Genomic DNA, 21,281 nt, shown 5'->3' on the forward strand with positions numbered 1-21,281 from the left:
GGCATGACCAGTCCCGACCCCACCCTGCGCGGGCAGGATATGCCCGGCGACAGCCCCGATCTGGACCGCGCGCTGCGCCCGCAAGGGCTGGACGAATTCGTGGGCCAGCACGAGGCCCGCGCGAACCTGCGTGTGTTCATCCAATCCGCCAAGATGCGGGCCGAGGCGATGGATCACACCCTGTTCTACGGCCCGCCCGGTCTGGGCAAGACGACGCTGGCGCAGATCATGGCGCGCGAGCTTGGCGTGGGCTTTCGTATGACCAGCGGCCCGGTTCTGGCCAAGGCGGGCGATCTGGCGGCGATCCTGACCAATCTGGAAGCGCGCGATGTGCTGTTCATCGACGAGATTCATCGCCTGAACCCCGTGGTGGAAGAGGTTCTTTACCCGGCGATGGAGGATTTCCAGCTGGATCTCGTCATCGGCGAAGGGCCGGCGGCGCGCACCGTGCGGATCGAATTGCAGCCCTTCACGCTTGTGGGCGCGACGACCCGGCTGGGCCTGCTGACCACGCCCCTGCGCGACCGTTTCGGCATCCCGACCCGCCTGCAATTCTACACAGAGGATGAATTGTGCCAGATCGTGTCGCGCGGGGCTCGGCTGCTGGGCGTGGCCGCCGATGAAGATGGCGTGCGCGAGGTCGCCAAACGCGCGCGCGGCACGCCGCGCATCGCGGGCCGCTTGCTGCGCCGCGTGGTCGATTTCGTGCTGGTCGAGGGCGACGGTCGGCTGACCCGCGCGCTGGCCGACAATGCGCTGACACGGCTGGGCGTGGACAAGATTGGGCTGGACGGGGCGGACCGGCGCTACCTGTCGTTGCTGGCGGAAAACTATGGCGGCGGGCCGGTGGGCGTGGAAACCATCGCCGCCGCCCTGTCGGAAAGCCGCGACGCGATCGAGGAAGTGATTGAACCCTACCTGCTGCAACAAGGCCTGATCGCGCGCACCCCGCGCGGGCGGATGCTGGCAGCGAAGGCATGGGCGCATCTGGGCCTGCCCGCGCCTGCACCGGACCAGCAAGGCAAGCTGTTCGACGGCTAAAGCAGCGCCGTTGCCCGCACCCACCAGCCAGGACGCACGCCTGAAATCGTATCAGCGGCCACTTGGGCCTGGCCCAAATCCGGAAACAGCCCGAAACAGGTCGCCCCCGACCCGGACATACGCGCGAGCGCCGCGCCCGACCCTTCCAGCGCGCCCAAGACCTGCGCGATCTCGGGGACCGCTGCACAGGCGGGCGCTTGCAGGTCGTTGCGCTGCGCGGACAACCATTCGACGAAACGGGCGAAATCGGGCCAAGCGGGCAAAGTGTCGGGCATTGGGGCGTTGTCTTTGCGGGCCAGTGCTCGGAACACCTCCGGGGTGGACACGCCCACGCGCGGGTTGACCAAGACCATCGCCATTTGCGGCAAGGGCGGGATGGGCGTGACATCTTCGCCGATACCCCGCATCCGGCACGGTTGCGCCGACATGCAGACGGGCACATCCGCCCCCAAGGGCAGCACATCGGGGGGCAAGGCGCGGCCCGTGGCGCGCGCCACCAGCCGCAAGGCCGCCGCCGCGTCGGATGACCCGCCCCCGATGCCAGAGGCCACGGGCAGGTGCTTTTCCAGCGTCAGCGCCAAGCCATCCGCCTGCATCAGCCGGGCCGCGCGCAAAACCAAATTGTCGCCCTCGCCAGACAGGCCTGCCGCTTCTGGCCCGGTCACGTCCAGCGACAGGCCCGGCGCGGGCGTCGCGCGCAACACGTCACCTACGTCAGTAAACACAACCAGCGAATCCAGCTGGTGATAGCCATCCGCGCGCTGCCCGATCACATGCAGCGCCAGATTGACCTTTGCAGGCGCGCGTTCCGGCGCGATCATTGGCTGTCGGTCATCGCTTCGGGCGGGATCTTGCCCTCTTCGATCTTGCGGCGAACAAGGTCCACATCCAGATCCGGATGCGGGGCAAAGGACAGCGCCCGCTGCCATTGAAAGCGCGCCTCGCGCTCGCGGCCCACAGCCCAATATACATCGCCCAGATGGTCGTTCAGGATGGGGTCCGTCGGCATCAGCTCGACCGCGCGCTCCATGACCGGAACGGCCTCGTCATAGCGGCCAAGGCGGTAGAACGCCCAGCCAAGGCTATCGACGATATAGCCGCTATCGGGCTCGGCCTCGACCGCGCGCTCGATCATGCCAAGCGCTTCGTCCAGCTTCAGCCCCTTGTCGATCAGCGAATAGCCAAGGTAGTTCAGCACCTGCGGCTCATCCGGCACGAATTCCAGCGCGCGGCGAAATTCAGGCTCTGCCCGCTCCCATTCGCCCATGCGTTCCAAGGCGATGGCGCGGGTATAGATCAGCACCCAATGGCGGTCTTCGACGGTGTCAAGCAGGCCCAGCGCGTTGGAATAGGCTGCTTCGGCCTCGGCGAATTGCTCTTCGCGGCGCAGCAGGTCGCCCAGCGCGCTGTAGACCAGAACAGAGTCGGGCTTTTCCTGAACAAGCTCGCGCAGGCTGTCGATGGCGGCCGATACTTCGCCGCTACGGGCCAAGGCATTGGCCTTGCCAAGCTGCGCGCCCAAGTATTGCGGGCTGTCAGGCGACATGGAATCGTAAACGGCATCAGCCAGCGCATATTGGCCGGCACGTTCCAGAATCTGCCCCGTCAGCAGGATCGCATCGCCATGATCGGGGCGCAGCGCCAGCGCAAGCTGCGCATAGACCAAGGGCAGCCAATCATTCGCCTCTGCCGGCAGCGCAGAGGCGAGCATGAAATAGGTCTCTGCCATGCCATCGCGGGCAGAGGTGATGGTGTCGAACGGGATCGCGCGCCCCTCTTCGAGCGCCGCGCGCAGATAAGCCACGTCTTCGTCAGGGTTCGCGCCGAACATCGCGTCGGTCAGCGCCAGCGCATCTTCCATGCGGCCAAGCTGCGACAGGATGCTGATATGGGCAATCACGCCGCGGCGGGTCAGGCCAATCGGGCCTTCGGCTTCTCCGGTCAAGAGAGCCTCGGCGCGTTCCAGATCGCCCACATAGGCGAAGGCAAGCGCCTTGAAATACAATGCGAACGGGGCCAATTCCTCGCGCTCCGCGATCACCTCGTCGAAGGCGGCCAGCGCATCGGACATGCTGCCGCGCCCCAGCTCGGCCCAGGCTTGGGCCATCGGATCGGTGAGCGGCCCGGTCAGCTGCCCATCTTCCAAGGCGCCAAGGGCCACGTCATAGGCGCCACGCTTGAACGCATCGGCCTGAAGCACCAACGAGGCGGTAGAGCTGCGCCCCTCTTGCGCCACGATCTGCGCCGCACGCTCGGCGGCGCGGTCGAAATTGCCGGACAGCAAATGCCCCTGCATCGACAATTCCAGAAAACCGGGGTTGTCCGGGTCGGCTTCTAGCAGGCGGTCATGGCTGGCTGCGATCTGGGCAAAATCATTGTCCGAAACCGCAACCCGCGCCGACAGGAAAGCGCCCGCTGCACCGGACATCACACCGGGCGACGGCATTTCTTGCGCCTGCCCCGGCGTGGCCGCCAGCAAAAGGCAAAGCGAAACCCGACCAAGGATCGACATGGGGTGTTGCACGCGTTGATTACTCCGCTCGATTACCCCAAGCCTAGTGCCATGAGGGGGCACAGGCAATCGCCCAGCGATCAAAAATCGGTTGGGCGCTGCGCTTTACATATTCGGGTAGTTCGGCCCGTCGCCCCCCTGCGGCGTCACCCAGTTGATGTTCTGACTGGGATCCTTGATGTCGCAGGTCTTGCAATGCACGCAGTTCTGGAAATTGATGACGAAGCGCGGATCGCTGCCCTCTTCCTCGACCACCTCGTAGACGCCTGCCGGGCAGTAGCGTTGCGCGGGCTCGGCATATTTCGGCAGGTTCACCTTGATCGGCACGCTCGGGTCCACCAGCGTCAGATGCGCGGGCTGGCTTTCTTCGTGGTTGGTAAAGGAATAGGCCACGTTGGTCAGCCGGTCGAAGGACAGTTTGCCATCGGGCTTGGGATAGTCGATAGGCTTGAACTTGGCCGCTTCGCCGGTGGCTTCGGCGTCGGTCTTGCCATGGCCTATGGTGCCGAACAGCGAGAAGCCCAGCGTGTTGGTCCACATATCCAAGCCACCCAAGGTCAGCGACGGCACCAGCCCCCATTTCGACCACATGGGTTTGACATTGCGCACCTTCTTCAAATCCTTGCCCACGGGGCCGTTGCGCAATTCCTTGTCATAATCGGTCAGCTCGTCGCCCGCGCGGCCTGCCTTGATGGCCTCGAAAGCGGCTTCGGCAGCGGCTTTGCCCGACAGCATGGCATTGTGGTTGCCCTTGATGCGCGGCACGTTCACCAACCCCGCCGAGCAGCCCAGAAGCGCCCCGCCCGGAAACGCGGTTTTCGGAATGGACTGGAAGCCCCCTTCGGAAATGGCCCGCGCCCCATAGGCCACGCGCTTGCCGCCTTTCAGCAGCTCGGCCACCATCGGGTGATGCTTAAAGCGCTGGAATTCCATATAGGGCGACAGATACGGGTTTTCGTAGTTCAGATGCACCACGAAGCCCACGTAAACCTGATTATTGTCAATGTGGTAGATGAAGCTACCACCGCCCGCATTGCTGCCCAAGGGCCAGCCCATCGTATGCGTGACCGTGCCTTCGCGATGTTTATCCGGGTCGATTTCCCAGATTTCCTTCATCCCGATGCCGTATTTCTGCGGCTCTTTGCCCTTGGCCAGATCGTAGCGCGCGATCACCTCTTTCGACAGCGACCCGCGCACGCCTTCGGACAGGAAGACATACTTGCCGTGCAGTTCCATCCCCGGCTCGTAGCCGTCGCCGGGTGTGCCATCGGGGTTCTTGCCGAACTCGCCCGCGACCACGCCCTTCACCTCGCCATTCTCGCCATAGACCAGCTCCGAGCAGGCCATGCCGGGGAAGATCTCGACACCCAAACCCTCGGCTTGTTCGGCCATCCAGCGGCAGACATTGGCCATTGAGACGATGTAATTGCCGTGATTGTTCATCAGTGGCGGCATGGGCCAGTTCGGCACGCGGATGCTGCCAGCCTCGCCCAGCATGTAGAAATTGTCCTCGCGAACGGGCACGGTGATCGGCGCGCCGCGCTCTTTCCAGTCGGGCATCAGCGCGTCCAGCCCGCACGGGTCCAGCACCGCGCCCGACAGGATATGCGCCCCCACTTCCGAGCCCTTTTCCAGCACGACGACGCCCAGATCGGGGTCTAGCTGTTTCAGCCGGATCGCGGCAGACAGGCCAGCAGGGCCGGCACCCACGATGACGACATCATATTCCATGGCTTCGCGGTCAGTGGCGGTCATGCTCGCTCCTAATAATTGCGCGTGGCGGCGTCTTCGCGACATATTCTGTCGCACAGCCCTAGCCCAGAACGGGCGGCGTGGTCAATGGTTACGCGGCGTTGCAGCACGAACAACCGTCTGATCGCGACAATATGTATCTGAAAGCCGAAATTCGCATTGCGCTTGCAATCCGCTTGGCTCTGCGCTCAGATGCAAGGGAAAGACCAGATAGCCCCGGCCCTTGCCGCGGGCTGTCTTTCTATATCGAGTAGGGACGACACATGGAAAAACTGCCTTTGACCCGCGCGGGCCAGCAAATGCTGGATGCAGAGCTGAAACGGCTGAAATCGGTCGAACGCCCCGCCGTCATCCGCGCAATTTCCGAAGCGCGAGAGCATGGCGACCTGTCCGAGAATGCCGAATACCATGCCGCGCGCGAGAAGCAGAGCTTCATCGAGGGCCGGATAAAAGAGCTGGAATCGATCCTGTCGCGCGCCGATGTGATCGACACCAGCAAGATGTCGGGCAGCATAAAGTTCGGCGCGACCGTCAAGCTGGTCGATGAAGACACCGACGAAGAGAGAACCTACCAGATCGTGGGCGAGGCCGAAGCGGACCTTGAAAAAGGGCTGCTGAACCTGAAATCGCCCTTGGCCCGCGCGCTGATCGGCAAGGACGAGGGCGATACCGTCACCGTGCGCACCCCCGGCGGCGAGCGCAATTACGAGATACTGGAAATCCAGTATATCTAGGGCATGACACAGACACCGCCCCCCACCGGCAGACGTCAGGCCCGTGCCCCCTCTCGGCTGATGGACCGGGGGGCGGTGCGGGTTCTGGCGATTTCCATCTGGCTGGTCGCGGGGTTGCTGTTTTTCCTGCTGACCGATTTCGACAGCATGGATACGATAACGCTGGCCATGCTGGCGGTCGGGCTGTTTTTGCCTGCCGTGCTGCTCTCTATGGTGTTGCTGCTGGCCAATACCCTGGCAGAGATGCGGTCGGAAGCGGGCCAGTTGCAAGGCAGCATAGACGAGTTGCGCCGCGCCATGTTGCAACAAAACGCGCCAGCCTCTGACCTTCCACCCGAAGCGAAACAGAAGATCGAGAAGCTGAGCGCGCAGGCCGAGCAGACCGAAACCCGGTTGACCATGTTCTTCTCGCAGCGCGCGCGCGAAGGGCGGGCCGCGCAACCCGGCCAGCAAGACCCGCAAGCGCTGCTGGCCTTGGGCGGAATGGATCCCGCGCCATCCGACGCGCTGGACCCCGCCACGCTGATCCGCGCCCTGCATTTCCCAGAGGACGAGAACGACACCGAAGGCTTTGCCGCGCTGCGCCGCGCCTTGGCCGATGCGCGCGTTGCCCCACTGATAAAGGCCGCGCAAGACGTGCTGACCCGGCTGGCGCAGGAAGGCATCTACATGGATGACCTGCGCCCAGACCGTGCGCGGCCCGAATTCTGGCGTGCCTTCGCCCAAGGAACACGCGGCGCGCTGGTCGCGCCCTTGGGCGGCATCCGGGACCGGTCCTGCCTTGCGCTCAGTTCCGGGCGGATGCGGTCCGACCCCGAATTCCGCGCCGCCGTGCACTTGTTCCTGCGCGAGTTCGACAAGGTGCTGTCCGCCTTTGAACCTGCCGCCGACGATGCGCAGATCGCCGCCCTGTCCGACACCCGTTCAGCCCGCGCCTTCATGCTGTTGGGCCGCGTCAGCGGCGTCTTTTCGCGCTGACTTGAACTGTCGCCCTGCCGGCGCTAGACACGGTTCACATGTTCACGAACCGCAGGGGCGGCCCCATGACATTTCCGCGCGATTTCTGGCTGGGTTTCCGCGCCGGCCTGCCCTTCTTGCTGGTTATCATCCCTTTCGGCATCGTGTTCGGCGTGGTCGCGACCGAAGCCGGGTTGAACGTGACGCAGACCATGGGCTTCTCGATCCTTGTAATCGCCGGAGCCGCGCAATTCGTGGCGGTGCAGCTTCTGGTCGAAAATGCGCCGGTGCTGATTATTCTGGCCACATCGCTGGCGGTCAATCTGCGCATGGCGATGTATTCCGCCAGCCTTGCCCCGCATCTGGGCCAGATCGCTTGGTGGGAACGCGCCGTTGTGTCCTATTTCATGGTGGATCAGGCCTATGCCGCCGCCATCCTGAAATATGAAACCAGCCCGGAACTGACCCCGCGCCAGAAGCTGGCCTATTACATGGGCGTCGTCACCCCGGTCTGCCCCATGTGGTATGGGGCCACCTATGGCGGCGCGTCGCTGGGCGACATGATCCCGGCGGGCCTGCCGATTGATTTCGCCGTGCCGATCACCTTTCTGGCGCTGATCGTGCCGATGCTCCGCTCGCTTGCGCATGTGGTGGCGGCGCTTGTTTCCATTGTCGGGGTCTTGGTCTTTGCCTTCGTGCCCTTCAACCTTGGCCTGCTGCTGGCCGCGCTTCTGGCCATGGTCGCGGGCGCCGAAACAGAGCGGCAGATGACCAAGAGGGCCGCGCGATGACCCTGTCCAGCGCCGAGATCTGGCTAGTGATCGTGGGCCTTGGACTGGGGTCGTTCCTGCTGCGCTTTTCCTTTCTGGGAATTATCGGCAATCGCGACCTGCCCGAGTGGCTGCTGCGCCACCTGCGCTACACCGCCGTGGCCGTCATGCCCGGCATGATTACCCCCATGATCCTGTTTCCCGCCGCCACGGGCGGGCAGTTCGACCTTGTGCGCATGGGGGCGGCAATCGCGACCATCGCCATCAGCCTGTGGACGCGCAACGCCACGCTGACCATTTTCGGCGGCGCGGGTGTGCTACTCGCCCTGCATTTCCTGATCGCGGCCTAGCACCGCGCCGGGGTTCATGATGCCCAAAGGGTCCAGCGCGTGTTTGATCGCGCGCATCGCGGCCAGTTTGGCCGGATCGCCATAGCGCAGCAGGTCGCCCGTTTTCAGCCGTCCGATGCCATGTTCGGCGCTGACCGAGCCACCCATTTCGTGCACCAGGTCATGCACACAGGTCTTGATCGCATCACGCTGGTTTTCATAGGCCTCGCGGCTACGCCCTTCGGCGGGAAACACATTGTAATGCAGGTTCCCGTCGCCCAGATGGCCGAAGCAGTTGATGCGAAACGCGCCCAGCTTGGCCAGTTCCGGCCCTGCTCTGTCTATGAACCGGGGCAGTTCCGACAGTGGCAGCGAAATGTCGTGGCTGGAAATCGCGCCGATATGGCGGTTCGCCTCCGGGATGGACTCGCGAATCTGCCAGAACTCGGCCCGCTGCGTCTGGTTCTGCGCGATCAGACCGTCACTGACCAATCCGCGCTCCATCGCCGTGCCCAGCAAGTCATCGACCAAGGCAGGCTGGTCCACGCCTTCGGGCGCGCCGATGTCCAGCAGCACCATCCAGTCGGGCGCTTGTACGAAAGGCTGGCGCAAGGTGGGACGGGCCTCGGCCAAGAATGCCAGCCCCACGCCGCTTATCAACTCGAACGCCGAAATCATGCCCGACAGCTTCGCCTGCGCCAAGGCGAACAGCTCCAGCGCCGCAGCGGGGCTGTCCACGACCAACAGCGCCGCGCCCTCGGCCCGGTTGCGCGGGAACAGGCGCAGGCTGGCGGCGGTTATCACGCCCAGACTGCCCTCTGACCCCAACAGCAGGTGGCGCAGGTCATAGCCCGTGTTGTCCTTGCGCAGCCGCTTCAGCCCGTGCCAGATCTGGCCATCGGGCAGCACCGCTTCCAGCCCCAGCACCAGGTCGCGCGCGTTGCCGTAGCGCAGCACATTCACCCCGCCAGCATTGGTGGCAAGCAAACCGCCGATCCGCGCCGACCCTTCAGAGGCCAGTGACAACGGAAACAGCCGATCCTCGGCCAAGGCCGCCGCCTGCACATCGGCCAAGATGACGCCCGCTTCTGCCACCAGCACATTCTCGGACGGGTAGACCGCGCGAATGGTATTCATACGCTCCAGCGACAGCAGAAGCGGCGCTGGGCCATCCGGCGCGATCTGGCCGCCCACAAGCCCGGTGCCCCCGCCATAGGGCACGATTCCCACGCGCGCATCGTGGCAGGCTCGGACAATGCGCGCTACGTCCTCCACGTTGCGCGGCAGGGCAACAGCCCCCGCCTGCCCGTGCCACCGCCCGCGCGGCTCTTCCAGGTAACGCGGCTCGGCAGGCCGCAGGCTGTCGGGCGGAAGCTGGGCGGCCAGCCCGGCCAGAAAGTCCGCATCGGCTGCATTGAGGGGGATCATGTTCATAAGGTCGACACTAGCCCCGGGCGCGGGTCGCGCAAGGGGGCGCGCCACCGGCGCGTCCCCGTGGGTGGGTGGGTGGGCGCGGCCCGCGCGCGTTACCCGGCATCCGTCCGGCCACGCCGGTCGTGGCGCAAATTGGCGTATAGCACATGCGTGCGCCACCGCCCGTTGATCTGCAAATAGCTTTGCGCCACGCCCTCATATTTGAAGCCCGCGCGCTCCAGCACCCCGCGCGAGGCCACGTTTTCCGGCAGGCAAGCCGCTTCGATCCGCGACAGGTCCATCGCCGTGAACGCATGGTGCACCACCGCGCCGATCGCTTCGCGCATATAGCCTTGGCGGGCATAGGGCGCACCCACCCAATAGCCCAGCGTGCCCGCCTGCGCGGGGCCACGCCGGATATTGTCCAGCGTGATCGCGCCGACCAGTTGCCCGTCCTCGCGCCGGAAGATGAACAGGGGCAGCGCGGTATCCAGCCGGTGGCAGCGCGCGGCCCAGTTCACTCGGTTCAGGAAGGCGCGACGCGACAGGTGGTCATCGGACCATGTCGGCTCCCACGGGGTCAGGAACCCGGCAGAGACCCGGCGCAGGTCGGACCATGGGCGGTAATCGACATGTTGCGGCAAGCGCAGCACCAGACGGTCGCTGTCCAGTTGCAGCTTCGCCCGCCGTCCCAGCATCAGGCCGCCAATCGGTCTTGCAGCACGCTCAGATCGGGCGCGTTTGCGACCGGTCCGTATAGCGCCATCGCCCCTTTGCCGCCCATGACAAGGCTTTCGGCATGAGCGCGCACGCCTGCCACATCGACCGCGTCGATCTTGGCAATCGCTTCCGACAGGTCAGGCACACGGCCCCAGATGGACAAGAGTTTCGCCAACCGTTCCGCCCGAGCCGAGGGGCTTTCCAGCCCCATCAGCAGCCCTGCCTTCATCTGCGCGCGCGCGCGGGCGACCTCTGCCTCTGTCATGTCTTCGGCGGCGCGTTTCAGCTCATCCATGGTCAGCAGCGCCAGATCCGCGACCTGATCGCCCCCGGTGCCCGCATAGATCGTGATCATGCCGGTATCGGCATAGGCACCCGATTGCGCAAAAACCGTGTAGCACAGCCCCCGCTCTTCGCGCAGCCGCTGGAACAGACGCGACGACATGGACCCACCCAGCGCGCCGGAAAACACCTGCGATGTGTAGAAATCGGCGTGCCGATAGGCCGGGGCTTCCAGCGCGAAGGTGAAATGCGCTTGTTCCAGCGCGCGGGTTTCCCGCCGCTCGCCCGCGGCAAAGCGGGCCGGGTCCATCGCCGCGACCGGTTTCGGGGCCAGATGCCCGAACAAGGGTTCGGCCAGACGCACCAGCATGTCATGATCGACCGCACCCGCCGCCGACAGGATCATCTGCCCCGGCCCGTAATGGCTGGCCACGAACCCGCGCAGATCATCGGCACCAAAGCCCTGCACCGCCGCGCTTGGCCCCAGAATGGGGCGCCCGATGGGTTGGCCGGGATAGGCGACCTCTTGCAGCCAGTCGAAAACGATGTCGTCGGGCGTGTCCAGCGCCTGCCCGATCTCTTGCAGGATGACGCCGCGCTCGACCTCTATCTCGCGCGCATCGAATGCCGGATTCAGGACAATATCGGCCAAAACGTCCAGCGCCAGCGCCACGTCGGCACGCAGCACGCGGGCATAAAACGCCGTCATCTCGCGCGAGGTATAGGCGTTGATGTAGCCGCCAACATCCTCGATTTCCTCGGCAATCTGCAAGGCGCTGCGCCGCGCGGTGCCCTTGAAGGCCATATGTTCTAGGAAATGCGCTATGCCGTTTTGCTCTGCGCGTTCATGGCGCGCGCCGGCTTCCACCCACAGGCCAACGGCGGCGGATTCCAGCGTCGGCATGTGTTCGGAAACAATACGGAACCCGTTGGGCAGGGTCGTGGTCTGGATGGTCATGCAGTGCGGTTCTCGCGGATATGGGCCTCGACAGCGGCCAGATCATTGGGCAGCCGCGTGACGCGTTCGGGACGGTCGAACAGGTCGGCCATACGCTCTGGCAGCGCGGGCCGCGTGCCCGTGGCTTGTTCCACCGCGTCGGGGAACTTGGCCGGATGCGCGGTCGCCAGCGTGACCATGGGCGTGGCCGACAGATGCGCCTCTGCCACATGCACGCCCACGGCGGAATGCGGGCACAGCAACTCGGCGGTTGCCTTGGCGGTGCGGGTGATGGTCGCCATGGTTTCATCTTCCGACGCGCGGCCAGAGGCGAAGGTCTCGCGCAGGAATTCCAGCGCGCCTTGGCTGATCTGGAACCCGCCGCCCGATTTCAGCTCGTCCATCAGCTGCGCCACGGCGGTGCCATCACGCCCGTAAGCGTCGAACAGCGCGCGCTCGAAATTGGAACTGACCTGAATATCCATCGACGGGCTGATCGAGGGTTTGACCCCATCGGTCACATAGCCGCCGCTTTCCAGCGCGCGATGCAGGATGTCGTTCTGGTTCGTGGCGATCACCAGCTTTTCAATCGGCAGGCCCATGGCGCGGGCGATGTAGCCCGCGAAGATGTCGCCGAAATTGCCCGTGGGCACGGTAAAGCTGACCGGGCGGTGCGGCGCGCCAAGGCTGACGGCGGCAGAGAAATAGTAAACCACCTGAGCCAGAACCCGCGCCCAGTTGATGCTGTTGACACCCGCCAGCCCGACCTCGTCGCGGAAGGCGAAATCGTTGAACATGTCCTTGACCAACGCCTGGCAGGTGTCGAAATCGCCATCGACGGCCAGCGCGTGGACATTCGCCTCGGAGGGGGTTGTCATCTGGCGGCGCTGCACATCGGACACCCGGCCATGCGGGTAGAGGATGAACACATCGACATTATCGAGGCCCCGAAACGCTTCTATCGCAGCCGACCCAGTGTCGCCCGATGTGGCGCCCACGATGGTCACACGCTGCCCCGACCGCTTCAGCGCGGCTTGGAACAACTGACCGATCAGCTGCATCGCGAAATCCTTGAACGCCAGCGTCGGGCCGTGGAACAGTTCCAGCAGGAAATGGTTCGGGGCCAGTTGCTTCAGCGGCGCGCGGGCGGGGTGGCCAAAGCCTGCATAGGCGCGGGCGATGATCTCGCGGAATTCGTCATCCTCGAACGCGGTGCCGATGAAGGGGCGCATGATGACAAAAGCCTGCTCTTCATAGCTCAGGCCCGCAAGGCTTGCGATTTCCGACTGCTTCATGGGCGGCACATGGTCGGGCAGATACAGGCCACCGTCACGGGCCAGACCCGTCAGCATGGTCGCTTCAAAATCCAGCACCGGAGCGGCACCACGGGTCGAGATATACTGCATGTCGGTCTTGATCCTCAGTCGCGTTGCGCCCTGATACGCCACAGAAAGAAGACTGTCATCCCCACCCAAGCAAGCGCCATCAGAAACCACTGGATCGCATAGCCCATATGGTTGTCGGGGATCGACACGCCATCGACCGGCATGGGGCGGATCAGCGGATGCGCGGGCTGGCTGTCGCGCAGCACCAGCATGACCGGCTCTGCCCCCAGATGCGCGGCCAAGGGCGGCACGTCGCGACCGAAGAACAGATCGCGCGTCGGGTCATATTCGGGGGTGAAGCTGTCGGCATCATTGGGCCATTGCAGATTGCCGGTCAGGATATGCGGCGCGACCTCTGGCGCGGGCAGGTCCGGGCGCTGTGCCTCTGGCAGGAAGCCGCGATCCACCAAGATGCGGCGGCCATCCTCTGTCTGGAACGCGCCGATCACCCGAAAGCCCGGCCCCTGCCCTTTCAATGCGGACAGAACGAAGGTCTGCTCGGGAGCGAAGCTGCCCTGCACCTGAACGGGGCGATAATTGTCTGCGTCGGGAACAGGTGCCGGCGGCAGCGGCCCCGGCGCGCCGACAAGCCGCGCTTCCATATCCGCGATCAGCACGTCTTTCTGGCCCGCGCGGTCCAATTGCCACAGCCCCAGCGACAGCAGGATCGCGGCCCCGATCAGGCCGAACAAGGCGGGCACAATCATGCGACGGGTCAACAGATGCTCCTGTCTGGCAAAGGAAAAGCGCGCGCCCGAAGGCCCGCGCTTGTCCGTAGCTGACGATGGGTCGGGCTTACATGCCCCAGATATACACCGCGAAGAACAGGAACAACCAGACCACATCAACGAAGTGCCAATACCAGGCCGCGGCCTCGAAGCCCACATGGCGCTCTGCGGTGAAGTGGCCGGCGCGCACACGCAGCCAGCAGATCGCCAGGAAGATGGTGCCGATGATAACATGGAAGCCGTGGAAGCCCGTCGCCATGAAGAAATTGGCGAAGAACACGTCACCCGCGAAGCTGTAATCGCGGTGGTTCACAAGGTAGGCGTATTCATAGGCCTGCAAGCCGGTAAAGGCGATGCCCAACAGAACCCCGATCAGAAGGCCCAGTTCCACGTTCTTGCGGCTTCCGCCATGCACCAGTTCATGGTGCGCCCAAGTCACGGCGCAGCCCGACAGCAGCAGAACCAGCGTGTTGATGAGCGGCAGCTCGAACGCGTTGACCGAGTAAATCTCGGGCTGGATGTATTCCGTGCCGACATATTCATACATCGGGTACATGGCGTGCTTGAAGAAGCTCCAGAACCAGGCCGCGAAGAACATGACTTCGGACATGATGAACAGGATGAAGCCGTAGCGCAGGCCGATGGTCACTACCGGCGTATGATCGCCCGCATGGCTTTCGACGATCACGTCCTTCCACCATTCGAACATGACATACAGAACACCCGCCAGCCCCATCAGGAACAGCCACGGGCCGTTGTCATGCATCCACATGACTGCGCCGAACAGCATGATGAACCCCGACAACGCCCCCACAAAGGGCCAGATCGACGGGGGCAAAACGTGGTAATCGTGGTTTTTCGCGTGGGCCATTGTCAGCAGTTCCCTCGGGGTTGGTCTGATCTTTCGTCAGTTTGCTCAGTTTGTCACAACCTCTGCCGGGGGTGTGTAATCCTCCGGTATGTCGGTCGCGTGGAAAGTATAGGACAGCGTGATCGTGTGAACCGATTTGGCATCGCGGTCGTCCACGATCTCGGGGTCAACGAAATATGTCACGGGCATCAGCACGGTTTCGCCCGGTTGCAGCACCTGCAACTCGAAGCAGAAGCAGTCGATCTTGGTAAAGAAGCTGCCGGCTTCATACGGGGTCACGTTATAGCTGGCGGTCCCCGCGATGGGCTGGTCGGTCGGGTTGTGCGCCTCGTAAAAGGCCAGCCCGGTTTCGCCAATGCGCAACTCCATCGTGCGCTCAACTGGCTTGAAGCTCCACGGGAAATCCCGCTCGACCGACGCGTCGAAGCGCACGCGGATCGTTTGGTCCAAGATCACATCGCCAGCCGCAGACGCGGTGTTGGTCGTGCCGCCATAGCCGGTCACGCGACAAAACAGATCGTAAAGCGGCACCGAGGCCCAGCCAAGGCTTGCCATGAAGATCACGACAGCCAAGGTCTGCACCAGCGTTTTCTGCTTTCCGGTCAGCTGTGCGAACACGGGTCTTACTCCTGCATCGGGATCGCGGTTGCCGGGTCGAGCGCGGGGCGATAGCTGTGATCGAACGCCTCTATCGTGCCGCCGCCAGAGACCTTGGCGATCGTCAGCCCGAACACCAGCGCGATAAAGGCAAGAAGCACCATCGCCAGCCCGATATTGCGGCCAGAGCGGCGTTTGTGCATTTCATGTTCACGGGCCAAGGCCATCAGAACACCCCCAAAAGGTTGAAGCGGTCGGCGAAGTCGGCATAGGCGGGCAGGATGCGCAACGCCTTTTCCGCGATCAATGCGCCGAACAAGATGAACAGGTAGTACAGCGAGAAGCGGAACACGCGCTTTTCGGTCGCGTAATTGTCGGCTTCTGCCTGCGCCTCGTCGCGCTTCCAGATGTCCCACGCGCCCATCAGGAACCCAAGGCTCATCCACAGCGCGGCAGCCATATAGACAGGCCCGCCGATGCTGGTCAGCCCGGTTGCCACAGCCACGGGCAAAAGCGCGACGGTGTAGGCCAGAATGTGGGTGCGCGTGGCACGGCGGCCATGCGTGACCGTCAGCATGGGCACTTTCGCTTCGTGGTAATCCGACTTCATGAACAAGGCCAGCGCCCAGAAATGCGGCGGGGTCCACATGAAGATCAGCAGGAACATCAGGCACGCTTCCATGCTGACATTGCCCGTCACCGCCGCCCATCCGATCATGGGCGGGAACGCACCCGCGGCACCGCCGATCACGATGTTCTGCGGCGTCGCGCGCTTCAGCCACATGGAATAGATCACGACATAGAAGAAGATCGTGAAGGCCAGAAGCGCCCCGGCCAAGGCATTCGTGGCAAGCCACAGCATGATGACAGAGATCGCCGACAGCGTCATGCCGATGGCAAACGCTTCGCCCTCGGTCACTTTGCCTGCCGGGATGGGGCGCTTGACAGTGCGTTTCATCACCGCGTCGATATCGGCGTCCCACCACATGTTCAGCGCGCCGGACGCCCCGCCCCCCAAGGCGATGAAGATGATGGCAGCCAGCCCTTCGACCCAGTGCAGCCCACCCGGCGCGACCAGAAGGCCACTGAGCGCGGTGAACACGACCAGCGTCATCACGCGCGGCTTGAGCAGCGCGACATAGTCGCCGAACTCTGCCTCTGGCTGGCGAGCCTGCGTGAAATCTGCGCGAATATCGGTCATGTTGCGGTGTCCGGTCGGGCTTGAGGCGATGGATTATTGCGCGGCGGCAAGCTGGAGGCGGTCGCGCACGTCGGCTTCCCACGACCCTTCGGCGAATTGCGCGCCCTGGCGTTCCAGCCAAGCGACATATTCTTCTTCGCTGACGGCCTTGACCGTGATGGGCATGTAGGCGTGGTTGATGCCGCACAGCTCCGAGCACTGGCCGAAATAGATGCCCTCTTCCTCGACATTGAACCAAAGCTGGGCAAGACGACCGGGCACACCGTCCTGCTTCACACCAAAGGCGGGCATGGCCCAAGAATGGATCACGTCAGCGGCGGTCACTTGCACCACCACGTCCTTGCCAACAGGCACGACAACAGCAGTATCGGTCGCCAACAGATACAGGTCTTGGGTGTAGCCGTATTCTTCCAGCTCTTCGCGTTGCAGCATGAAGCTGGAGAATTCGACGCCATGGTCGACATATTCATAGCCCCAATACCACTGGTAGCCGGTGGTTTTGATCGTCACATCCGCCTCGGGCATGATCTGCTCGTAGCGCAGCGCCGGGAAGGTGAAAAAGGCGATGACCAGCAGGATCAGCGCCGGAATGGCCGTCCAGGCCACTTCCAGCGGCGAGTTATGGGTGAACTTCGCCGGGACCGGGTTCGCCTTGCGGTTGTGGAACAGGATCACCCAAGCCAGAAGCGCGGTCACGAAGATCGAGATCGGCACGATGATCCACAAAAGCAGGTTGTCCAGAAAGACGACTTCCGAAGCAATCGAAGAGGCAGGCGTTTGCAATGCCATCCCGCCCGGTGCCGGCGCGCCGCGAACCGGCAGGTCCGGCAGTTGGTCGTCAGCCCAGGCAGCGGTTGCGGTCAGGGCGCAAGCGGCCGAAAACGCCGCGGATGTCATGGCGGAAAGAAAGCGCATGGTCGGTTCCCATTTTATGCGGCTTATCGCCGCGTTCTGTCCGGCATGGTCACACATTCATCCTGTATGCCATGGAATTCCGTTGTGGTTTTCCTTTCTAAAACCATATTACACATTTCAGAACAAGCAAAACTGCGGAAACACATTAGATTTTGTTGATCTATGTCAAAGACACTGCCGTAAAATCCCATGGGGCTGTTGCGATAGCCCGAACCAACCTTTCCAGAGGCCTTGATGACCCAGACAGACTTCCGCCCTTTCGAGACATTCCTGGACGAAGCGCAAGCGCTTGGCGAGCTGCGCGCCGCGACCGACGGGGCCGATGATGGCGAGCTGTTTCTGGAGCGCCGCGTATCCGAATCGCTCAGCTTCGATGATGGGCGGGTGAAATCGGCCAGCTACAACGCCGCCGAGGGGTTCGGCCTGCGCGCCGTGCGTGGCGAGGTGACAGGCTACGCGCACAGCACCCACATGACCATCGAGGCGCTGCGCCGCGCGGCCCAGACCGCGCGTCTGGCCGTGGGTGCGGGCGGCGGCACGCTGGCCGATGCGCCGCAGGCCACCAACCAGCGGCTTTACCGCGACATCGACCCGGTGTCGGAAGTGGCTTTCGCCGCCAAGATCGACCTGTTGCGCGAGATTGACGATTACCTGCGCGCTGCCGATCCGCGCGTGGTGCAGGTCTCGGTCGCCTTGGCCGCGACGCGTCAAGACATCGAAATCCTGCGCCCCGAAGGTTTGCGCCTGCGCGATGCGCGGCCCATGGCGCGTCTGAATATCTCTGTCATCGTGGAACAGGATGGACGGCGCGAATCGGGCGGCATGGGCGGCGGCGGGCGGTCCGAACTGTCCGCTTTGATCGCGCCCGAGCACTGGAAACCCGTCGCGAATGAAGCGCTGCGCGTGGCGCTTGTAAACCTGCGCGCCGATCCCGCACCGGCGGGCGTTATGGATGTGGTGCTCGGCCCCGGCTGGCCCGGCATCTTGCTGCACGAAGCTATCGGCCACGGTCTGGAAGGTGACTTCAACCGCAAGGGCAGTTCCGCCTTTGCCGGGCTTATGGGCCAGCAGATCGCAGCCCCCGGCGTGACGGTTTTGGATGACGGCACCCTGCCCGACCGACGCGGGTCGCTGACCATCGACGACGAAGGCACTCCCAGCGCCCGCAACGTGCTGATCGAAGACGGCAAGCTGGTCGGTTACATGCAGGACCGCCAGAATGCGCGGCTGATGGGCGTGGCCCCTACCGGCAACGGGCGGCGCGAAAGCTATGAACACGCCCCCATGCCGCGCATGACCAACACCTATATGCAGGCGGGCGACAGCGACCCGGCCGATATTCTGGCCAGCCTGAAAGACGGCATCTATGCCGTGGGCTTCGGCGGCGGTCAGGTGGACATCACCAATGGCAAATTCGTCTTCTCCTGCACCGAGGCGTATCGCGTTCAGAACGGTCAGGTCAGCGCGCCCATCAAGGGCGCCACGCTGATTGGCGACGGCGCGACCGCGCTGACAAAGATCCGCGCCGTGGGCAACGATCTGCAACTGGACCCCGGTATCGGCACCTGCGGCAAGGCCGGGCAATGGGTGCCCGTGGGCGTGGGTCAGCCGACGCTGATGATCGGCGGGCTGACCGTGGGCGGCAGCGCGGCCTAACCGCGCCCGCCCAGTTGCACCAGCACCGCGCCTGCCGCAATCATCACCATCAGCGCCAGCTTGCGGGGGCCGACCCGTTCTTTCAGGATGAACCAGCCGATCAGCGCGGCGAACACGGTCGATGTCTCTCGCAACACCGCCGATTCGCCCACACGGCCCACAAGCGTGGCCAGCATGACGCCGCCGAAGCTGACATAGGCAATCACCCCACCAGCGGCCCCGCGCAACACCAGCGGCCATGGCGCGGGTGGATTGGGCATCCGGCTGTAGCGCCACCAGCCGATCAGCGCGAAGTCGATCGAACTGAACAGGAAAAACCACACCAGAAAACGCAACGGGTCGCCTGACAACCGGATCGCCCATGCGTCATAGGTCGTGTAGGCCGCGACCAGCGCGCCGCCCGCCAAGGCCCAGAGAATGCCCAGCTTGAGCGCACGCAGGTCTATCGTTTCCTCGGACAGGTTGCGCAAAGCTAGCAGTAATATGCCCCCCGAAAGCAGCCCCACGCCCAGCCATTGCACCGGCCCGTAGCTTTCGCCGAACACCACCATCGCGGCCAGCACCGTCACCAACAGGCCAGAGCCGCGCACAACGGGGTAGACGACCGTGTAGGCCGCACGCTCATAAGCCAGCGCCATGGTCAGCTTGTAGAAGAAGTGCACAGCGACCACGCCGGCCAGCACCAGCCACATGTCTGGCGGGGGCATCCCGGCCCAGAAAATTGCGAAGGGCAAGGACAGCGCGACGGTTGCCCCGTCAATCGCGCCACGCGTCAGCCACGGATCATGTGCGCCCTTTTGCAACGCGCCGAACGTGGCGTGCGACACGGCAGAGACCAGTGCAAGGATCGTCGCCAGTTGCGCGCCCTGTGGCGTGCCGACCAGCGATAGAAGCCAGTCGGTCATGCCGCGGCCCGCCCCGTTTAGTTAACATGTGAGCGGTTTAATCCTGCGCGCGGGGCTTGGCAAGCCTCAGCCCTTGCGCGCGGCCTTTTCCTCCAGCCCGGACGTGCCTTCGCGGCGCGCAAGCTCCGCCTCTATCTCGGCCAGCGATACGTCGCGCGCCGCGCACATGACCAACAGATGATAGAGCACATCAGCGGCTTCAGAGGTCAGCCGCGCACGGTCGCCCTTGACCGCTTCGATCACCGCCTCGATGGCTTCCTCGCCGAATTTCTCGGCGCATTTATCTGGCCCCTTGGCGAGCAGCTTCGCGGTCCAGGAACTGTCGGGGTCCGCCCCCTTGCGCGCGGCGATGGTTGCGGCCAAGCGGTCAAGCGCGCTCATGTCAGCCTCATCGGAATGCCGGCGGCGGCCATGTGTTCCTTGGCCTGCCCGATGGTGAATTCGCCGAAATGGAAAATGCTCGCGGCCAGAACGGCGCTCGCACCGCCGATCGTCACACCCTCGACCAGATGGTCCAGATTGCCCACGCCGCCCGATGCGATCACGGGAATGCCCACTGCGTCGACAATCGCGCGGGTCAGGGGCAGGTTGAACCCTGCCCGCGTGCCGTCGCGGTCCATGCTGGTCAGCAGGATTTCCCCTGCTCCTTTCGCGGCCACCGTCCGCGCGAACTCCACCGCGTCAATGCCGGTCGGCTTGCGCCCGCCATGGGTGAAAATCTCCCACTTGCCGGGGCTGACGGTTTTCGCGTCAATCGCCACGACAATGCACTGGCTGCCAAAACGATCAGCCGCGCGCGCCACCACATCGGGGTCGGCCACGGCGGCGGAATTGAAGCTGACCTTGTCCGCGCCCGCCAGCAGCAAGGCCCGCACATCCTCAGACGTGCGCACACCGCCGCCCACGGTCAGCGGCATAAAGCACTGCTCTGCGGTGCGCGTGACCAGATCGAACATGGTGCCCCGGTTCTCATGCGTGGCGTGAATGTCCAGAAAGCACAGCTCGTCCGCGCCTGCCGCATCATAGGCGCGTGCGGCTTCCACCGGGTCGCCCGCATCGCGCAGGTCCACGAAATTCACGCCTTTGACGACACGGCCATCGGCCACGTCCAGACAGGGTATGACACGGGTTTTCAACATGGGCCCGTCATAGCCCGCGCCCGCGCCACGGGAAAGAGGCATTTGATGCGGATCAAGGACATGACCCGGCCCGTCAGGCAACATTCCCTGACCTTTGGAGGACATGACATGCGCGATTTCACCAACCGAACCGCCCAACTGGAGCAGCGCCGCGCCGAATTGATCGCGCGAATGCAAACGCTGGATGCCGAGCTGGACTCGCATGGCGACCCGGATTGGGAAGAAAACGCCACTGAACATGAACAGGACGAGGCGATGGAAGCCCTTGGCCTGTCCGCGCAAGCCGAATTGCGCATGATCGACGGCGCATTGTCGCGCATGGGCGCGGGCGAATACGGCATCTGCGTGCGCTGCGGGGCCGACATCAGCGACGAACGTCTGGACCTGTTGCCCGCCACGCCCTTCTGCCGCGACTGCGCGCGCTAGCTTGTCTTGGC

At 64.0% G+C, this 21,281-nt stretch carries 23 protein-coding genes; 7 read left to right on the top strand and 16 right to left on the bottom strand.

Features of this window, described 5'->3' with window-relative positions; translation table 11 throughout:
* Positions 1–3: 3 nt before the first annotated feature.
* Positions 4–1,041, top strand: coding sequence for a Holliday junction branch migration DNA helicase RuvB (ruvB, locus tag J1C52_RS09165; RefSeq protein ID WP_227427637.1), 1,038 nt, complete (start codon positions 4–6; stop codon positions 1,039–1,041).
* Here the strand turns inward: ruvB and J1C52_RS09170 are convergent.
* From J1C52_RS09170 to J1C52_RS09180, 3 genes are all read right to left on the bottom strand, one after another.
* A complete protein-coding gene (locus J1C52_RS09170; protein ID WP_227427638.1) occupies positions 1,038–1,862 on the bottom strand; it encodes a 4-(cytidine 5'-diphospho)-2-C-methyl-D-erythritol kinase in 825 nt (274 codons plus the stop codon). The two genes, ruvB and J1C52_RS09170, sit on opposite strands and share 4 nt — an antisense overlap.
* Positions 1,859–3,553, bottom strand: coding sequence for a tetratricopeptide repeat protein (locus J1C52_RS09175; protein WP_227427639.1), 1,695 nt, complete (start codon positions 3,551–3,553; stop codon positions 1,859–1,861). The genes J1C52_RS09170 and J1C52_RS09175 overlap by 4 nt, the downstream gene beginning before the upstream one ends.
* A 105-nt stretch (positions 3,554–3,658) precedes the next feature.
* Positions 3,659–5,308: an electron transfer flavoprotein-ubiquinone oxidoreductase gene (locus J1C52_RS09180; RefSeq protein WP_227427640.1), complete on the bottom strand. Its 1,650-nt coding sequence runs from the start codon at positions 5,306–5,308 to the stop codon at positions 3,659–3,661.
* A gap of 260 nt (positions 5,309–5,568) precedes the next feature.
* Between J1C52_RS09180 and greA the strand changes: the two genes are divergently transcribed.
* The 4 genes from greA (at position 5,569) to J1C52_RS09200 (ending at position 8,116) form a co-directional block, all read left to right on the top strand.
* On the top strand, positions 5,569–6,039 hold the full coding sequence (gene greA, locus J1C52_RS09185; RefSeq protein ID WP_227427641.1) for a transcription elongation factor GreA: 471 nt from the start codon (positions 5,569–5,571) through the stop codon (positions 6,037–6,039).
* Between the two features lie 3 nt (positions 6,040–6,042).
* Positions 6,043–7,017 (top strand): hypothetical protein, encoded by a 975-nt coding sequence (locus tag J1C52_RS09190; RefSeq protein WP_227427642.1) that lies wholly within the window; start codon positions 6,043–6,045, stop codon positions 7,015–7,017.
* 65 nt (positions 7,018–7,082) lie between these two features.
* Entirely contained in the window at positions 7,083–7,787 is a 705-nt protein-coding gene (locus J1C52_RS09195) for an AzlC family ABC transporter permease (RefSeq protein WP_227427643.1), read from the top strand.
* Positions 7,784–8,116 (top strand): AzlD domain-containing protein, encoded by a 333-nt coding sequence (locus tag J1C52_RS09200; RefSeq protein WP_227427644.1) that lies wholly within the window; start codon positions 7,784–7,786, stop codon positions 8,114–8,116. Before J1C52_RS09195 ends, J1C52_RS09200 begins: the two co-directional genes overlap by 4 nt.
* Here J1C52_RS09200 and J1C52_RS09205 read toward each other — a convergent pair.
* The 10 genes from J1C52_RS09205 to coxB form a co-directional block, all read right to left on the bottom strand.
* Positions 8,084–9,520 carry an FAD-binding oxidoreductase gene (locus J1C52_RS09205; protein ID WP_227427825.1) on the bottom strand — a complete coding sequence of 479 codons (1,437 nt, stop codon included), beginning with the start codon at positions 9,518–9,520 and terminating at the stop codon, positions 8,084–8,086. The two genes, J1C52_RS09200 and J1C52_RS09205, sit on opposite strands and share 33 nt — an antisense overlap.
* A 101-nt stretch (positions 9,521–9,621) precedes the next feature.
* Positions 9,622–10,206, bottom strand: a complete 585-nt coding sequence (locus tag J1C52_RS09210) for a GNAT family N-acetyltransferase (RefSeq protein ID WP_227427645.1) — start codon at positions 10,204–10,206, stop codon at positions 9,622–9,624.
* Complete coding sequence (locus J1C52_RS09215) at positions 10,206–11,468, bottom strand: M16 family metallopeptidase (protein ID WP_227427646.1); 1,263 nt, start codon at positions 11,466–11,468, stop codon at positions 10,206–10,208. The genes J1C52_RS09210 and J1C52_RS09215 overlap by 1 nt, the downstream gene beginning before the upstream one ends.
* Entirely contained in the window at positions 11,465–12,853 is a 1,389-nt protein-coding gene (gene thrC / locus J1C52_RS09220) for a threonine synthase (protein ID WP_227427647.1), read from the bottom strand. Before thrC ends, J1C52_RS09215 begins: the two co-directional genes overlap by 4 nt.
* Before the next feature lie 14 nt (positions 12,854–12,867).
* Entirely contained in the window at positions 12,868–13,551 is a 684-nt protein-coding gene (locus tag J1C52_RS09225) for an SURF1 family protein (RefSeq protein WP_227427648.1), read from the bottom strand.
* A gap of 76 nt (positions 13,552–13,627) precedes the next feature.
* Positions 13,628–14,431, bottom strand: a complete 804-nt coding sequence (locus tag J1C52_RS09230) for a cytochrome c oxidase subunit 3 (RefSeq protein WP_227427649.1) — start codon at positions 14,429–14,431, stop codon at positions 13,628–13,630.
* A gap of 45 nt (positions 14,432–14,476) precedes the next feature.
* Positions 14,477–15,049: a cytochrome c oxidase assembly protein gene (locus tag J1C52_RS09235; RefSeq protein WP_227427650.1), complete on the bottom strand. Its 573-nt coding sequence runs from the start codon at positions 15,047–15,049 to the stop codon at positions 14,477–14,479.
* Between the two features lie 5 nt (positions 15,050–15,054).
* Positions 15,055–15,255, bottom strand: a complete 201-nt coding sequence (locus J1C52_RS09240; protein WP_227427651.1) for a hypothetical protein — start codon at positions 15,253–15,255, stop codon at positions 15,055–15,057.
* Entirely contained in the window at positions 15,255–16,229 is a 975-nt protein-coding gene (gene cyoE, locus J1C52_RS09245) for a heme o synthase (RefSeq protein ID WP_227427652.1), read from the bottom strand. Before cyoE ends, J1C52_RS09240 begins: the two co-directional genes overlap by 1 nt.
* 33 nt (positions 16,230–16,262) lie before the next feature.
* Positions 16,263–17,144 carry a cytochrome c oxidase subunit II gene (coxB, locus tag J1C52_RS09250; RefSeq protein WP_227427653.1) on the bottom strand — a complete coding sequence of 294 codons (882 nt, stop codon included), beginning with the start codon at positions 17,142–17,144 and terminating at the stop codon, positions 16,263–16,265.
* A 234-nt stretch (positions 17,145–17,378) separates the two neighbouring features.
* Here coxB and tldD point away from each other — a divergent pair, with 234 nt between their 5' ends.
* On the top strand, positions 17,379–18,800 hold the full coding sequence (gene tldD, locus J1C52_RS09255; RefSeq protein ID WP_227427654.1) for a metalloprotease TldD: 1,422 nt from the start codon (positions 17,379–17,381) through the stop codon (positions 18,798–18,800).
* On the opposite strand, the gene J1C52_RS09260 is transcribed toward tldD, so the two are convergent.
* The 3 genes from J1C52_RS09260 to hisF form a co-directional block, all read right to left on the bottom strand.
* The gene (locus tag J1C52_RS09260) at positions 18,797–19,705 is read right to left on the bottom strand and encodes a DMT family transporter (protein WP_227427655.1); all 909 of its coding nucleotides are present in this window, start codon (positions 19,703–19,705) and stop codon (positions 18,797–18,799) included. The two genes, tldD and J1C52_RS09260, sit on opposite strands and share 4 nt — an antisense overlap.
* Positions 19,706–19,771: 66 nt before the next feature.
* Complete coding sequence (locus J1C52_RS09265; RefSeq protein ID WP_227427656.1) at positions 19,772–20,086, bottom strand: phosphoribosyl-ATP diphosphatase; 315 nt, start codon at positions 20,084–20,086, stop codon at positions 19,772–19,774.
* Positions 20,083–20,844, bottom strand: a complete 762-nt coding sequence (hisF, locus tag J1C52_RS09270; RefSeq protein WP_227427826.1) for an imidazole glycerol phosphate synthase subunit HisF — start codon at positions 20,842–20,844, stop codon at positions 20,083–20,085. Before hisF ends, J1C52_RS09265 begins: the two co-directional genes overlap by 4 nt.
* A gap of 108 nt (positions 20,845–20,952) precedes the next feature.
* Here hisF and J1C52_RS09275 point away from each other — a divergent pair, with 108 nt between their 5' ends.
* On the top strand, positions 20,953–21,270 hold the full coding sequence (locus J1C52_RS09275) for a TraR/DksA family transcriptional regulator (RefSeq protein ID WP_227427657.1): 318 nt from the start codon (positions 20,953–20,955) through the stop codon (positions 21,268–21,270).
* Positions 21,271–21,281: the final 11 nt, after the last annotated feature.

Origin of the sequence: Roseibaca sp. Y0-43 (genome assembly GCF_020667835.1) — a bacterium.
Taxonomy (GTDB): Bacteria; Pseudomonadota; Alphaproteobacteria; order Rhodobacterales; family Rhodobacteraceae; genus Roseinatronobacter.

Bases quoted from the DNA above. Each gene is read 5' to 3' on its own strand.
- ruvB (WP_227427637.1), top strand. From the start codon at position 4: ATGACCAGTCCCGACCCCACCCTGCGCGGGCAGGATATGCCCGGCGAC.
- J1C52_RS09200 (WP_227427644.1), top strand. From the start codon at position 7,784: ATGACCCTGTCCAGCGCCGAGATCTGGCTAGTGATCGTGGGCCTTGGA.
- J1C52_RS09240 (WP_227427651.1), bottom strand. From the start codon at position 15,255: ATGGCCTTGGCCCGTGAACATGAAATGCACAAACGCCGCTCTGGCCGC.
- cyoE (WP_227427652.1), bottom strand. From the start codon at position 16,229: ATGACCGATATTCGCGCAGATTTCACGCAGGCTCGCCAGCCAGAGGCA.
- greA (WP_227427641.1), top strand. From the start codon at position 5,569: ATGGAAAAACTGCCTTTGACCCGCGCGGGCCAGCAAATGCTGGATGCA.
- hisF (WP_227427826.1), bottom strand. From the start codon at position 20,844: ATGTTGAAAACCCGTGTCATACCCTGTCTGGACGTGGCCGATGGCCGT.
- J1C52_RS09265 (WP_227427656.1), bottom strand. From the start codon at position 20,086: ATGAGCGCGCTTGACCGCTTGGCCGCAACCATCGCCGCGCGCAAGGGG.
- coxB (WP_227427653.1), bottom strand. From the start codon at position 17,144: ATGCGCTTTCTTTCCGCCATGACATCCGCGGCGTTTTCGGCCGCTTGC.
- J1C52_RS09260 (WP_227427655.1), bottom strand. From the start codon at position 19,705: ATGACCGACTGGCTTCTATCGCTGGTCGGCACGCCACAGGGCGCGCAA.
- J1C52_RS09170 (WP_227427638.1), bottom strand. From the start codon at position 1,862: ATGATCGCGCCGGAACGCGCGCCTGCAAAGGTCAATCTGGCGCTGCAT.
- J1C52_RS09180 (WP_227427640.1), bottom strand. From the start codon at position 5,308: ATGACCGCCACTGACCGCGAAGCCATGGAATATGATGTCGTCATCGTG.
- J1C52_RS09230 (WP_227427649.1), bottom strand. From the start codon at position 14,431: ATGGCCCACGCGAAAAACCACGATTACCACGTTTTGCCCCCGTCGATC.
- J1C52_RS09275 (WP_227427657.1), top strand. From the start codon at position 20,953: ATGCGCGATTTCACCAACCGAACCGCCCAACTGGAGCAGCGCCGCGCC.
- J1C52_RS09215 (WP_227427646.1), bottom strand. From the start codon at position 11,468: ATGACCATCCAGACCACGACCCTGCCCAACGGGTTCCGTATTGTTTCC.
- J1C52_RS09195 (WP_227427643.1), top strand. From the start codon at position 7,083: ATGACATTTCCGCGCGATTTCTGGCTGGGTTTCCGCGCCGGCCTGCCC.
- J1C52_RS09210 (WP_227427645.1), bottom strand. From the start codon at position 10,206: ATGCTGGGACGGCGGGCGAAGCTGCAACTGGACAGCGACCGTCTGGTG.
- J1C52_RS09190 (WP_227427642.1), top strand. From the start codon at position 6,043: ATGACACAGACACCGCCCCCCACCGGCAGACGTCAGGCCCGTGCCCCC.
- thrC (WP_227427647.1), bottom strand. From the start codon at position 12,853: ATGCAGTATATCTCGACCCGTGGTGCCGCTCCGGTGCTGGATTTTGAA.
- tldD (WP_227427654.1), top strand. From the start codon at position 17,379: ATGACCCAGACAGACTTCCGCCCTTTCGAGACATTCCTGGACGAAGCG.
- J1C52_RS09175 (WP_227427639.1), bottom strand. From the start codon at position 3,553: ATGTCGATCCTTGGTCGGGTTTCGCTTTGCCTTTTGCTGGCGGCCACG.